This window comes from Knoellia sp. LjRoot47, from assembly GCF_964253435.1.
Classification (GTDB): Bacteria; Actinomycetota; Actinomycetes; order Actinomycetales; family Dermatophilaceae; genus Knoellia.
This window is the reverse complement of record NZ_CAXUQS020000001.1, coordinates 2,359,781-2,372,517: the sequence shown is the minus strand read 5'-3', so window position 1 is coordinate 2,372,517 and position 12,737 is coordinate 2,359,781. Positions and strand designations below refer to the sequence as shown.

Here is a 12,737-nt window from a genome sequence, read left to right as displayed (position 1 = left end):
CGGTGCCGGGACGGCCGGGAGGCGCCCGACCTCAGACGCGGAGGTAGCGCCGCAGGGTGACGACGCTGGTGAGCACCGCGATGAGGATGACACCGCCGAAGAGCCATGGGGTGAGCGCCCAGACGTCGTTGGCCCCGATGAGCGCCTTGTTGAGCACCACCTGGTTGAAGCCGGCGTTGAAGATGAGGCGCAGCCCGACCCAGAGCATGCCGACCGCGAGGGCGACTCCCATCGCCGCGACGACGAGCATCTCGATGATGAACGGCATACGGATCGTCCAGTTCGAGGCACCGACGAGCCGCATGATGCCGATCTCGCGGCGTCTGATGAAGGCCGCCTGCCGGATCGTCGTCGCCATGAGCAGGGCCGCGCAGATGACCATGAGGCCGGCGAGGAAGACGGAGAACCCGGTGATCCAGTTGATGATCTGGAAGAAGCGCTTGAGCACCTTCTCCTGGTCCTGGACGCTCGCGACGCCCGGCGCGCGTTCGAACTGACTCGTGACGACGGCATACTTCGTCGGGTCGCTGAGCTGGACGCGGAAGCTCTGTGGGATGTCGCCGAGCTGGACGTTGCCGGTGATCGGGCTGTTGCGGAACTGCTCCTTGAAGCGGTCGAAGGCCTCCTCCTCGGACTCGTGGAAGACCTCCTTGACCTCGGGCATCGACTCGAGCTGGCTCTCGATGCTCTGCTGCTGGGCATCGGTCGCGGCCTGGCCCTGGCAGTTGGGCTGGAGCGAATTGTCGGTGCAGAGGTAGATCGAGACCTGGATGCGGTCGTACCAGTAGCCCTTCATCGTGTCGGCCTGGCGCTGGGCGAGCAGCCCGAGCCCGAGCAGGAACATCGACACCATCGTCACGAGGATGACCGACAGGGCCATCGACAGGTTGCGGCGCAGCCCCGACCAGACCTCGCCCGCGATGAAGCCGGCCCTCATCGGTCCTCCCCTCCGAAGCGCTCGGGATCGAGGTCGCCGATCTCCTCCGCCACCTCGACGTCCTCGACCGCGTCCGGGTCAGCCGCCGGCGACGACGTCGCCGAGCCGACGGGTGCGAGGTAGGTGCCGTGCTCCTCGTCGCGGACGACGTGGCCCTCGTCGAGCTGCACGACGCGGCGGCGCAGCTGGTTGACGGTGTCGGCGTCGTGGGTGGCCATGACGACGGTCGTCCCGGTGCGGTTGATCCGGTCGAGCAGGCGGACGATGTCGAGGCTGATCTTGGGGTCGAGGTTTCCGGTGGGCTCGTCGCACAGCAGGATCTGCGGCTTGTTGACGACCGCGCGGGCGATGGCCACGCGCTGCTGCTCACCGCCGGAGAGCTGGTGCGGGAGCCGCTTGCCCTTGCCCTCGAGCCCGACCATCTCGAGCGTCTCGGGCACGAGCTGGCGGATCGCCGAGGACGGCTTGCCGATGACCTGAAGCGCGAAGGCGACGTTCTGGTCGACGGTCTTGCCCGGGAGCAGGCGGAAGTCCTGGAACACCGCGCCGATCTCGCGGCGGAAGCGCGGGACCTTGCGCGCCGACAGCGAGCCGAGGTCCTGCCCGGCGACGAGCACCATGCCCGCCGTCGCCCGCTCCTCACGGAGCGCGAGGCGGAGCATCGTGGACTTGCCGGAGCCGGACGGCCCGACGACGAAGACGAACTCGCCGCGCTCGACGTTGACGTTGACGTCGTCGAGCGCCGGGCGGGTCGACCTCGGATAGACCTTGGTGACGTTGTCGAAGCGAATCATCGCTGGAGGCAGGCCTCACGGCTCGGGGGCGGGATGCACAAGGAGCATAGGTTCCGCCTCTGTGACGACCTCGCAACCGGGGGCTCGACGGCGTGTGCCCCCATGAAGTTGCTTGATGCAACCAACAGGCGTTTAATAGTTGACATGGTCAAGCAATCTCCCGGGGGCGCGGAGTTCGAGCAGTTCGCCACCAGCCTCTTCCGGCTGACGCGGTCGCTGCGCGCCACCTCGCACCTCTGGTTGCAGCTGCCCGGGGGCCTGAAGTCCACCGACATCACGATCCTCAAGGTCCTCGAGGACCACGGGGAGGTGCGCTCGGGCTTCATCGCTGAGCAGCTGCACGTCGGCGCCTCCGTCATCAGCCGCCAGCTCGTCTCGCTCGGCGCCGAGGATCTCGTCGTCCGCCGCAAGGACCCCAGCGACGGTCGCGCCGAGCTGGTCAGCATCACCGACGAGGGACGGGCACGCCTCGCCGCACTGCGCCGCACCTATGTCAGCGGGATGCGCGAGCAGTTCACCGACTGGGACGGCGACACCGCGCTGCGCGCGGCGCAGGTGCTCGACGAGATCTCCGACCACATCATCCCGGCGCTCGGTGGCGCCGGGGGGACCCACCGGGCCGACCCGGCCCACCGGGCCGACCCCACCGACTCACCCCGACACCACGACACGCACCGACTCCAAGGACCTGACCTGAATGTCTGACACCGCAGTACTCACCCGAGAGCCGACCCTCACGCACAAGGAGGTGCTGGAGGTCCTCACCGGCCTGCTCTCCATGCTCTTCGTGGCGATGGTCAGCTCGACGATCGTCAGCACGGCCCTGCCGACGATCATCGGCGACCTCCAGGGCAGCCAGACCTCCTACACGTGGGTCGTCACGACGACCCTGCTGGCGATGACCGTCTCGAGCCCGATCTGGTCCAAGCTCTCGGACCTCTTCGACAAGAAGCTCCTCGTCCAGGTCTCGGGCGTGCTCTTCCTGCTCGGCTCGCTCGCGGCCGGCTTCGCCCAGAACGTCCCCCAGCTCCTCGGCGCCCGCTCGCTGCAGGGCCTCGGCGTCGGCGGACTCATGGCCCTCGCGCAGGCCATCATGGGCTCGATCATCCCGCCACGTGAGCGCGGTCGCTACAGCGGCTACATGGCCGCGGTCATGGCCGTCGCCACGGTCTCCGGACCTCTGCTCGGCGGGCTGCTCGTCGACAGCGTCGGGTGGCGCTGGTGCTTCTGGGCCGCGGTGCCGATCTCGCTGGTCGGGCTCGCCATGCTCCAGAAGTTCCTCCACCTCGAGCAGGTGCGCCGTGAGGTCCGCATCGACTGGTGGGGCGCCCTGCTCATCTCGATCGCGGCCAGCCTGCCGCTCGTCTGGGTCTCGTTCGCGGGTCGCAGCTTCGACTGGGCCTCGATGGAGACCGTCTGGTTCCTCGTCCCCACCGCTCTGGCCGTCGTCGCCCTGATCCTCGTCGAGCGCAGCCACCCCGAGCCCCTCATCCCGCCGAAGATCCTCCTCGAGCGGACGACCACCCTGGCGATCCTCGCGAGCATCGCGGTCGGCATCGCCCAGTTCGGCACCTCGGTCTTCCTCAGCCAGTACTTCCAGGTCGCGCAGGGCTTCTCCCCCACCGAGGCCGGGCTGCTCATGCTCCCGCTCATCCTCGGCAGCATGGTCGGCGCGACGGTCTCCGGCCAGCTCATCACCCGCACCGGGATCTGGAAGCCGTACATGCTCGTCGGCACGGTCGTCCTCATCGCCGGGCTCGCGCTCATGGGCCCGACCGACCACACGACCCCGATCTGGCACCTCTCGGCCTACATGATCCTCATGGGTCTGGGCCAGGGCACGCTCATGCAGAACCTCGTGCTCGTCGTCCAGAACACCGTCGACCTGCGCGACATCGGCGCCGCGAGCGGTGTCGTCAGCTTCTTCCGATCGCTCGGTGGCACCGTCGGCATCGCCGTCCTCGGCGCCATCCTCACGAGCCGGGTCGGCGACCACATCGCCTCGGGCCTGCAGGCCGCGAAGATCCCCGTCCCGGCCGACGGTGGCGGCAGCGGCACCCTCGACCTCGGTGCGCTCCCCGAGCCGGTGCTCTCGATCGTGCGCCACGCCTACGGCGACAGCACGGGCTACATCTTCCTCATCGCCGCGGGCGTCGCGATCGTCACGCTCGTCGCGATCGCGCTCATGCCGCACACGGAGCTGCGCACCACCGTGGCCAAGCACGACGAGAAGGACCCGCTCAGCCTCGAGCAGCCCATCGACTGATTGCCCGACCCAGCGACCACCCCGCACACAACCCCCAACTGATTGCCCCTTCGCGAGGAACCGGGGACCGGTTCCGGTCCCCCAGACCTCACGAAGGGGCAATCAGTTGTTCAGGGACGTCAGGAGAGGGTGCAGGTGTTGAGCAGGTCGCCGGACGCCGGGCGCGGCACGGTGGCGTCGGCGGGCGGCGCGGTGCCGTCCTGGACCCACGCCGTGAGGGCGTCGAAGCCGGAGCGTGCACACGGCAGGAGCGGGCGGAGACGGTCCGGGAACGCCGGCACCAGTGCGTCGGTGTGGGTGCCGTCGGCCACGCGGTAGAAGCGGTGCATCGCGCCCGCGCCGGCGTCGTCGATGAGCCGGTCGTAGACGTCGGAGTCGGTGCCGATCGGCAGCAGCGTGTCCATCGTGCCGTGGACGGTGATGAGCGGCTTGCGGATCTTGCCGGTGAGCTCGACCGAGCGGATCGCGTCCTTGACCGACTGCGGCCGGCTGGCGTAGTCGTAGTCCGCGTCGCACTGCGGGGTACCGCTGGCGCAGTAGGGAGTTCCCCCCTTGGTGTCGCCGTCGAAGCCCGGGTCGAACTCCTCGCGGTAGATCCGCTGCGTGAGGTCCCAGTAGACCTGGTGGTGGAAGGGCCAGAGGAACTCGCTGCCGGGTGCGAACCCGGCCGCGATCATCGCGTCGTGGGCCGCAGAACTGCCGGTCGCGGCATACGAGGGGTAGTGCTTGAGGGCGGTCGGCAGGTAGGTGAGCAGGTTCGGTCCGTCGGCACGGAAGAGCGTGCCCTCCCAGTCGAGGCCACCGTCGTAGAGGTCGGGGCGGTTCTCGAGCTGCCAGCGAACGAGGTAGCCACCGTTGGAGATGCCGGCCATCCACGTGTGCTTCGGCTTGCTCGCGCGCACCTGCTGCAGCACCTTCTTGGTCGCGACCGTGAGCTCGGTGACGCGCGAGTTCCATTCGCGCACACTGCCGCCCGGCGCCGAGCCGTCGTCGAAGAAATTCACGCCGATGTTGCCCTTGTCGGTGCTGGCGAAGGCGTAGCCCTGCGCGAGGACCCAGTCGGACCAGATGAAGTCGTTCGCGTACTGCGTGCGGTTGCCCGGTGCGCCGGTGACGACGAGGCCGCCGTTCCAGTCGTCAGGGATGCGAATGACGAACTGGCTGTCGTGGTTCCAGCTGTTGTTGGTGTTCGTCGTGGACGTGTCGGGGAAGTAGCCGTCGACCTGTATGCCGGGGACACCGGTCGGGTTGACCGTGCCGGGCGTGTGGAGGCCGGCGTAGTCCGCCGCCTTGGTGTGGCCGGAGGCCACGGTGCCCGCGGTCGTGAGGTCGTCGAGGCAGGCGGTCTTCTGCATCTCGGCGCCGGGCACCGTGATCTTGGACTGGCGGGCGCAGTGCCCGCCGCCGGGCTTATCGGACTGGCGGTCGGCCGAGGCCTGAGGGGCGGCCACCGTGAGCGAGGCCGTCATGGCGAGGGCGGCCACGGCCACCAGGACTGTGCGAGGAGACATCGTTGTCGGGCGCATGGGGGCCAGCATCCTCGCGGTGCGCCACGGCTCCCATGTGCCGCGGGCCCACTCCGCGAGGGCTTCGTGTGTGCTCGTGCCGCTCGAAGGTGTCGTCCGCTCACGCGCCCGAGCGGTGAGCCCGGATTCGGAGGAACCTTCCACTCGCGGACCCCCAGCGGTAACCTTCCGCCACCGAGGGTGCTGACAATGGGGGTCTGCCGTGCGTTCTGCCTGGTTCCGTCCGACCGCGTTGGCGGGAGTGTCGTCACTCGTCGCCCTGGGGGCGATGACCGCACCCGCCACGGCCGCTCCACCAAGGGTGGAGCGCGCCGCCTCCACGAGCTGGGACTCGCTCCAGAAGAGGGCGCAGGCATCTGAGCAGCGGCTGCGGGCCAAGACCGTCGTCGCCGGTCGGCCGGGGGCACCGGGCTCTGACGCGGGTGCCTCCGGCGCACGCGAGGCCGCAGCGTTCGACGGAGAGATCTGGGTGGAAGGCTTCCCTTCCTCCGTCGTCCTCAACCCCATCACCGGCGCCTCCCGCCCCATGCCGCGCATTGGCGCCGAAGCGGCCCACGACGTGTCGGTCGGCCCCGCGGGGGATCGCATCTCGACGCTGCGCACGAGGCTCGTCAATCCCGGTGAGGAGCCGCCGGTCATCGTCGACACCTACGTCGACTTCGCCCACGAGGACGGGACGTATCCCGTCATCGGGGCGGGGTTCTTCGGCGAGTCCGCCGACCGGGGCCAGTGGAGTCCGATGGGAGACGTCACGTACCACTCCCTCAACCCGGGAGACGGACCCGGCGGGGAGGGTATCGGTTTCGCGTCCCCCGCCGGCAAACAGCGCGTCCACGGCGAGGAGTCGACCAACCGCACGATCGCCGAACCGGTGGTGACACCGCACAACGACCTCCTCGTGAGCGGCAACGGCTACGTCGCCACACTCGACTCCGACGCCGTCCACTCCCCCGAGGGCTCCGACGTCGTGGGCGACTTCGAGTCCCTGGGCCTGGAGCAGTACCAGCCGCGGCAGGTGTCCGTGGCTCTGGCACCGGGCGACAGCCTCGCGAACGAGGACGCGACCACCTACCTCGCCTTCGACGGGCTCGACCTCTCGACGCCCGACCCCACGGACCGACGGATCTATGTCGACCACGCCGACGGGCGCGGCCCGGTGGCCGCGAGCCCTTCGACGAACGCTGACAACTGGCCCGTCAACCCCACGTTGTCGCCCTCCGGGAGCCAGATCGCCTATGTGAAGCGCTCGTCCGACCCGAATTCCGTGACCACGCTCGGTGTCATCAGTGCTGGGCCGAGCGGGACCTTCGACGTGTCGACCGCCACGGAGAGGACCTTCCCCCTCACGAGCCTTGGGGCGAACCCCACCGTCGCCCACCTCTCCTGGGCACCGGCGACGCCAGCAGCCGCCTCGTTGCGAATCGCTGGTGCGAACCGGCGTGCCGTGGCCATCAACACCTCCATGGCCTTCTTCGACGACGGCACGGCGAACCTCGCCGTCGTCGCGGGCGACCAGGCCGAGGCCGATGCGCTCTCGAGCACGCCACTGGCCGGTGAGTTCAACGGCCCGGTCCTGCTGACCTCGCAGTCGGCCCTCTCGGCAGGTGTGGGCAGCGAGCTCGACCGAGTCCTCGCCACGGGAGCCACGATCTACGTCACCGGCGGCCCCGCCTCGGTCTCGACCGCCGTCGAGAACCAGCTCCGCCAGCTCGGCCATCCGGTCGTGAGGCTCGGCGGAGCCAACCGCTACGAGGTGTCGGTCAACATCGCCCGCAGGATGGACCAGCTGAGGGGTTCGCACGCCGACACCGTGATGGTCGCCGCCGGGTCGGCGTTCGCCGACGCCCTCGCAGCCGGCCCCGCCGCGGTCACTCGCCAGGCCCCGGTGGTGCTCTCCAACGGCTCGACCCTCCCGGCGGTCACCAAGGCCTACGTCGACGAGGTCATCGCGGCCGACGGCAAGGCCTACGGCATCGGCGGCACGGGTGGTCGCTCCGTCGAGGGCTACCCCTTCGAGCAGCGTGAGGTCATCTCGGGCGCAGACCGCTACCGCGTCGCCGCCAACGTCGCCGACTTCTTCTTCAGTCCGTCCTCGACCGTGGGCATCGCCGACGGACGCAACTGGCCCGACGCCGTCTCCGGCGGGGCCGCCATGGCGCTCATAGGACAGCCGATCCTGCTCAACGGGGGGACGTCGCTGCACCCGGCCACGCGCGAGCACATCCGGAGGATCCGCTCGTCGGCGGACGCCGTCCTCACCTTCGGAGGCGCCGCCTCGGTGCCCGAGTCGGCCGTCACCACGGCCGTCGCGGTCGCCGGTCGACAGACCGTGTACTACGGCCCTGACACCCGCTGACGCCACACGATCCCGCGGGCGTCCGACCCTCCCGACGCCCGCGGGATCGGCTCAGTTCTCGGCGGCGTAGATGACGTCGCGCAGGGTGCGGGTCACGAGGTCGGCGGCGGCGAGGGCGTCGTCCTTGCCGAGGTATGCCGTCTCGCTCACGTCGTCGGGGTACCACCGGTTCCAGACCCGCTCCTCCATCGAGATCGGCCCGGGCTCGCGCCAGCCGATCTCCGCGAGCCTGGACTCCTCGTCGGGGCTGAAGAAGAACTCGCCGCCGAACTCCTCACTGCCGATGAGCTCGCAGACGGCGTGGTCCTCGTCGCGTCGCACGCGGACCCAGGGAGCCATGTCCTCGTAGCGGGCCGGGATGACCCCGAAGAACCGTGCCTTGCGCACGAGGTGCGGCCGGGGGAACTCCGACACCGTGACCGTCACGCCCTCGCCGTCGCCGAGCGACCGGATCCGGGCCGCGAGGTCACGCGACCACGCACTCCAGTCGGCCGGTCCCCCGGGAGGCAACTCGACGGCATACGTCATGGTCGTGTCCTTCGGTCCGCTGTCGCTCAACGGGACTCAGTCCTCGGCCTTGCGCTCGGCGATCTGCCAGCGGATGCCGGCCTCGATGAAGCCGTCGATGTCGCCGTCGAAGACCGCGCTCGGGTTGCCGGTCTCGTACTCGGTGCGGAGGTCCTTGACCATCTGGTACGGGTTGAGGACGTAGGAGCGCATCTGGTCGCCCCAGCTCGCCTTGACGTCGCCGGCCATCTCCTTCTTGACCGCGGCCTCCTCGGCCCGTTTGATGAGGAGGAGGCGCGACTGCATGACGCGCAGGGCGGCGGCGCGGTTCTGGATCTGCGACTTCTCGTTCTGCATCGACACGACGGTCCCCGTGGGGATGTGCGTCATGCGCACGGCGGAGTCGGTCGTGTTGACCGACTGACCACCTGGGCCCGAGGAGCGGAAGACGTCGATCTTGAGCTCGTTCTCGGGGATCTCGATGGAGTCGGTCTGCTCGATGAGCGGGATGACCTCGACCGCGGCGAAGCTCGTCTGGCGGCGGCCCTGGTTGTCGAAGGGGCTGATCCGCACGAGGCGGTGGGTGCCGCCCTCGACCGAGAGGTTGCCGAAAGCGTAGGGCACGTTGACCTCGAAGGTCGCGGACTTGATGCCGGCTTCCTCGGCGTAGGACGTGTCCATGACCTTGGTCGGGTAGCCGTGGCGCTCGGCCCAGCGGAGGTACATGCGCATGAGCATCTCGGCGAAGTCCGCGGCGTCGACGCCACCGGCGCCGGAGCGGATCGTCACGACGGCCTCGCGCTCGTCCCACTCACCGCTGAGCAGGGTGCGGACCTCGAGCTCGCCGACGGCCTTCTTGACCTTGACGAGCTCCTTCTCGGCCTCGGCGAGGGTCTCGGCGTCGTTCTCCTCCTGGCCCATCTCGACGAGGGCCTCGAGGTCGTCGACGCGGGCGTCCATGCCGGTGACCCGCTCGTGCTCGGCCTTGGCACGAGAGAGCGCGGAGGTGACGGCCTGGGCCTTCTCCTGGTCGTCCCAGAGATCGGGCGCGGCGACCTGGGTCTCGAGGTCGCTGATCTGCGCCTCGAGCGCGGACAGGTCGGTGACCTCGCGCACGGAGGTCATCGTCGTGCGCAGGTCCTTGATCTCTTGCTGGAAGTCGGTGGCCACGAGAGCCAAGACTACGTGCCCGTATGCCGTCCGCTCACCGCGCGCGGCCCGTGGACGTCAGCCGACCGCCGGCTCACGACGTAGCGGGGCGGGTGGCCCTCCCTGTGGGCCACCCGCCCCGGCCTGTTCGCGAGAAGGTCCCTGGCCCTTTCGTGAACCGCCCGAACGTCCCGATCGGCGACGACGACCGCGCGGGTCTCCTTGGCCGCGCCGCCGTCTCCCTGGTCGCCGTGTCAGTCATTCCGGCGTGGGTGCTTCCCGTCGAGTGTTCCCCCTCGGGCCGGTCCCCCACCAGCGGAAACGGCAAACTACCTTCGGGTTCGGCGGGTCATTTCTCGATGATCCGAACGGGTCACGTCGGGGTGATGGGAGCCGTCGGTCGAGCATCATCGCGCCCTGCCGGGGCAACATTTCGAATCGTGTCCGCGCGTCCGATCTGACACGTACGGTGTGCCCACCAGCGGAAACCACCACGGGGGAACCATGTCTGTCTCCGGCCGCGCCGCCAGCGCGCTCGCCTGCTCGTCGATCCTTGCCCTCGCCACGGCCGTGGCAGCACCGCACGCGTCCGCGTCGACGGACCTGACGGTCAACGTCGTCCCGACCCAAGTGGTGGTCGACCAGGCCTACGAGTGGGTGCCCTTCACGATCGGTGGACCGGCCGCGGGCTCATTGAGCGACGCCATCGTCGGACTCGAGCACTACGCGACGCGTGAGTCCGTGGACTCGCAGTTCCTCTCCGACGGTGTGCGCTCCGGGAGGTTCCGGATCTACGACTGGCAGCTTCGGCCCGGCCGGCAGCAGGCGTCCATCGAGCTCGCCTACGACACGGACTACAACGAGCTGTTCGGAGGGACGGATTCAGTCGACATTCGCTTCGGCTCCAAGACCGGCCTGTCCACCTCTCGGTCCGGGTCGACCGTGACCCTCCGAGCGACCGGGAAGCGCTACTCCTCTTTCGGGGAGTGGCGGTCGAACCCGTACACGACCGTCCAGTTCCAGGTGAAGCTGGCAACGGGCAAGTGGAGCGGTGTGGCCACCAGGACGCTGAGCAGCGCAGGCACGGTCACCATGACCTACCGGCGAGCCACCGCCGCTGAGTACCGCGTGGTCTCCTCGCCGAACGCCGCGGCGTGGGGCAGTACGTCAGCGGTCTCGAGGCGCTGAGCGACCAGCCCCGCTCGGCAGCCCTCGGTCGAGCACCATCGCACCCCTCGTGAGCACGAGCAGGAGCACGGCGACACCGGCACACGCGAGCAGCGACTTGGGGTAGCCCCGCTCCGAGACGTCGAGGAACGGGTAGGGGTACCAGTCAGCGACGGCTCCGCGCACGAGCGTGTACGCGAGCCACCCGAGCGGATAGACGAGTGAGAGCCAGAGCAGCCCGCTCTCGGCCTTGCCGCGTGGGCCGAACGCGACCCAGCCGACGATCGCGAGGAGCGGGACGACGACGTGGAGCAGCTTGTCGGCGGCCCAGTCGGCGCCGTCGAGGTCGAGCAGCGGGCGTAGCAGGAACCAGTGCACGAGCCCGGTCACGGCGATGCCGACGATGGCGTTGAGCCGCAGGACGCGCCACCACGTCGGGAAGCGGTCCTGCCCGGCCGCGAGGGTCGTCGTCGTGAGCGCGACGAGCAGGTTGGTGAGGATCGTGAAGTAGGAGATGAAGCGGATCAGCCGCGTCCCCAGTGCGGGGGGTGCCGCGTCGTCGAGCACGACGCTGCCCTTGACGACGAGGACGAGTTGGAGGAGCAGGGCCGCCCAGGTCACGACAGCGGTGAGGAAGTGCCAGGAGCGGGCCATCCGCGCGGTGTCCACGGGCTCATCATGGCGCGAGGGGGCCGTGAAACCGCGCTATTGGAGGTCGGCGCGCGCCCTGGAGGTGACGTTGATGGTCACGCCCTCGCCGAGCAGCCAGCCGACGAGTGGCACGTCGGCGACGCACGACATGCGCACCACCGCGACCTGACCGTCCGGCGTGCCCGTGCCGCTGCCCAGTCCCCACGAACTCATCGACGCAGGCTTGGAGCGCCGGCCGACGTAGTCCGCGGCTGCCTGCTGGACCGTGGCGTCGCTCAGCGGGACCGCCTCCCCCACTCCCCCTCGGTATGCCGTGTCGTCGAGCGCGTTGGCGGCTGCCAGTGCCGCTCCGTCGGCGGCGTCGAGCAGCTTCATCCGGGACAGGTGCACGGAGGTCACGGCGATGACGCCGGTGATGAGCAGGGTGCACACCATCGTGAAGACGAGAACGAGCAGCATGACTCGCCCCTCCTCGTCACGCTGGGCACCGCTGTGCCGCAGGCGGACTCGCTCCACGAGGCCCCCGAGACGAGCCACGACGCGCGTCACGGCGCACTCCGGAACCGGTCGACCGTCGACAGGTGGCTGGCGGTGAGCGGGATCTCGAGCGGCACCACGTCGCGGGCGAAGGACGGGATGAGGGGCAACGGCACCGCCACCCTGGTCGTCGTCTCGACCCGTGCGTCTGGCGTGAGGCAGGGAGACGTCGAGCAACCGATCGTCAGCGAACCCATCCCGCCGAATCCTTGGTCGGCGAACGCGACCTCGGAGGCGGCTCGTGCCCGCGCCCCGGCGTCCTGGTCCGCCTCCGCCGTGACGAACGCCCGGCCGGCCTCACGGGCGGCGGTGGTCACGGCATACGAGCCGGCCTGGATCCGGCCGAGCGTCATGACGAGGTAGACGAGCGGAACGAGCATGAGAACGCCGAGGAAGACGAACTCGACGATCGCGCTCCCCTCCTCGCTGCGTGCACGCGCCAGGCGCGCGCGCCAGCTCACTGGCTCTCCAGGAAGGCGCGGCCGGTGACGTCCAGCCGGCCGTCGGGGCCGAACAGGCCGAGCACCGGGAACGGCGCGCGGACCCGCACCTCGACGACCTGCACTCCCCCGACCGTGCCGGTCCCGACGCTCACGTCGTCGGCATAGCTGTCGGCCAACGACGCGGAGATGAGCTCTCGTGCGCGCACGGCTCCCATACCCGGCTCCGCGTCGGCCCGGGCGCCGAGCCGCGCACCCTCGCTCGCGCACGAGATGAGGGTGTTGCGGATGTGGAGGACGAGCCCGAGCTGGAACACCGTCATGAAGAGCAGCACGACGAGCCCCGAGACCATGACGAACTCCGCCACGGCCGACCCACGCTCGTCCCGTCGGACGAGCGCTGACAC

The 12,737-nt window shown here is 69.6% G+C and carries 13 protein-coding genes; 4 read left to right on the top strand and 9 right to left on the bottom strand.

The genetic code is table 11. The features are described 5' to 3' along the window. Positions 1 to 31: 31 nt before the first annotated feature. Both ftsX and ftsE read right to left on the bottom strand, forming a co-directional pair. Positions 32 to 937, bottom strand: coding sequence for a permease-like cell division protein FtsX (gene ftsX, locus ACSQ11_RS11480; RefSeq protein WP_436005476.1), 906 nt, complete (start codon positions 935 to 937; stop codon positions 32 to 34). Further along, complete coding sequence (gene ftsE / locus ACSQ11_RS11475; protein WP_436005474.1) at positions 934 to 1,731, bottom strand: cell division ATP-binding protein FtsE; 798 nt, start codon at positions 1,729 to 1,731, stop codon at positions 934 to 936. The genes ftsX and ftsE overlap by 4 nt, the downstream gene beginning before the upstream one ends. A gap of 144 nt (positions 1,732 to 1,875) precedes the next feature. On the opposite strand from ftsE, the gene ACSQ11_RS11470 reads away from it, so the two are divergent. Next, entirely contained in the window at positions 1,876 to 2,436 is a 561-nt protein-coding gene (locus ACSQ11_RS11470) for a MarR family winged helix-turn-helix transcriptional regulator (protein ID WP_436005472.1), read from the top strand. After that, a complete protein-coding gene (locus ACSQ11_RS11465; RefSeq protein WP_436005470.1) occupies positions 2,429 to 3,997 on the top strand; it encodes an MDR family MFS transporter in 1,569 nt (522 codons plus the stop codon). The genes ACSQ11_RS11470 and ACSQ11_RS11465 overlap by 8 nt, the downstream gene beginning before the upstream one ends. Positions 3,998 to 4,116: 119 nt before the next feature. On the opposite strand, the gene ACSQ11_RS11460 is transcribed toward ACSQ11_RS11465, so the two are convergent. Continuing rightward, positions 4,117 to 5,481 (bottom strand): 3-hydroxybutyrate oligomer hydrolase family protein, encoded by a 1,365-nt coding sequence (locus tag ACSQ11_RS11460; protein WP_436005468.1) that lies wholly within the window; start codon positions 5,479 to 5,481, stop codon positions 4,117 to 4,119. A 310-nt stretch (positions 5,482 to 5,791) separates the two neighbouring features. On the opposite strand from ACSQ11_RS11460, the gene ACSQ11_RS11455 reads away from it, so the two are divergent. Continuing rightward, positions 5,792 to 7,879: a cell wall-binding repeat-containing protein gene (locus ACSQ11_RS11455; RefSeq protein WP_436005466.1), complete on the top strand. Its 2,088-nt coding sequence runs from the start codon at positions 5,792 to 5,794 to the stop codon at positions 7,877 to 7,879. A 51-nt stretch (positions 7,880 to 7,930) separates the two neighbouring features. Here the strand turns inward: ACSQ11_RS11455 and ACSQ11_RS11450 are convergent, their stop codons facing one another. Continuing rightward, the gene (locus ACSQ11_RS11450; RefSeq protein ID WP_436005464.1) at positions 7,931 to 8,407 is read right to left on the bottom strand and encodes a TY-Chap domain-containing protein; all 477 of its coding nucleotides are present in this window, start codon (positions 8,405 to 8,407) and stop codon (positions 7,931 to 7,933) included. 36 nt (positions 8,408 to 8,443) lie between these two features. After that, positions 8,444 to 9,556: a peptide chain release factor 2 gene (gene prfB, locus ACSQ11_RS11445; protein WP_436005462.1), complete on the bottom strand. Its 1,113-nt coding sequence runs from the start codon at positions 9,554 to 9,556 to the stop codon at positions 8,444 to 8,446. A gap of 483 nt (positions 9,557 to 10,039) precedes the next feature. Between prfB and ACSQ11_RS11440 the strand changes: the two genes are divergently transcribed. Then, entirely contained in the window at positions 10,040 to 10,723 is a 684-nt protein-coding gene (locus tag ACSQ11_RS11440) for a hypothetical protein (protein WP_436005460.1), read from the top strand. On the opposite strand, the gene ACSQ11_RS11435 is transcribed toward ACSQ11_RS11440, so the two are convergent. The 4 genes from ACSQ11_RS11435 to ACSQ11_RS11420 form a co-directional block, all read right to left on the bottom strand. Continuing rightward, on the bottom strand, positions 10,703 to 11,371 hold the full coding sequence (locus tag ACSQ11_RS11435) for a Pr6Pr family membrane protein (RefSeq protein WP_436005458.1): 669 nt from the start codon (positions 11,369 to 11,371) through the stop codon (positions 10,703 to 10,705). The genes ACSQ11_RS11440 and ACSQ11_RS11435 overlap by 21 nt on opposite strands. A 36-nt stretch (positions 11,372 to 11,407) precedes the next feature. Further along, the gene (locus ACSQ11_RS11430) at positions 11,408 to 11,812 is read right to left on the bottom strand and encodes a pilus assembly protein TadG-related protein (RefSeq protein WP_436005456.1); all 405 of its coding nucleotides are present in this window, start codon (positions 11,810 to 11,812) and stop codon (positions 11,408 to 11,410) included. Positions 11,813 to 11,898: 86 nt separating this feature from the next. Beyond that, the gene (locus ACSQ11_RS11425; protein WP_436005454.1) at positions 11,899 to 12,351 is read right to left on the bottom strand and encodes a TadE/TadG family type IV pilus assembly protein; all 453 of its coding nucleotides are present in this window, start codon (positions 12,349 to 12,351) and stop codon (positions 11,899 to 11,901) included. Continuing rightward, on the bottom strand, positions 12,348 to 12,737 hold the full coding sequence (locus ACSQ11_RS11420) for a TadE/TadG family type IV pilus assembly protein (protein WP_436005452.1): 390 nt from the start codon (positions 12,735 to 12,737) through the stop codon (positions 12,348 to 12,350). Before ACSQ11_RS11420 ends, ACSQ11_RS11425 begins: the two co-directional genes overlap by 4 nt.

Coding starts and splice junctions, on each gene's coding strand:
- ftsX (WP_436005476.1), bottom strand. CDS start 937: ATGAGGGCCGGCTTCATCGCGGGCGAGGTCTGGTCGGGGCTGCGCCGC.
- ftsE (WP_436005474.1), bottom strand. CDS start 1,731: ATGATTCGCTTCGACAACGTCACCAAGGTCTATCCGAGGTCGACCCGC.
- ACSQ11_RS11470 (WP_436005472.1), top strand. CDS start 1,876: ATGGTCAAGCAATCTCCCGGGGGCGCGGAGTTCGAGCAGTTCGCCACC.
- ACSQ11_RS11465 (WP_436005470.1), top strand. CDS start 2,429: ATGTCTGACACCGCAGTACTCACCCGAGAGCCGACCCTCACGCACAAG.
- ACSQ11_RS11455 (WP_436005466.1), top strand. CDS start 5,792: ATGACCGCACCCGCCACGGCCGCTCCACCAAGGGTGGAGCGCGCCGCC.
- ACSQ11_RS11450 (WP_436005464.1), bottom strand. CDS start 8,407: ATGACGTATGCCGTCGAGTTGCCTCCCGGGGGACCGGCCGACTGGAGT.
- ACSQ11_RS11440 (WP_436005460.1), top strand. CDS start 10,040: ATGTCTGTCTCCGGCCGCGCCGCCAGCGCGCTCGCCTGCTCGTCGATC.
- ACSQ11_RS11430 (WP_436005456.1), bottom strand. CDS start 11,812: ATGCTGCTCGTTCTCGTCTTCACGATGGTGTGCACCCTGCTCATCACC.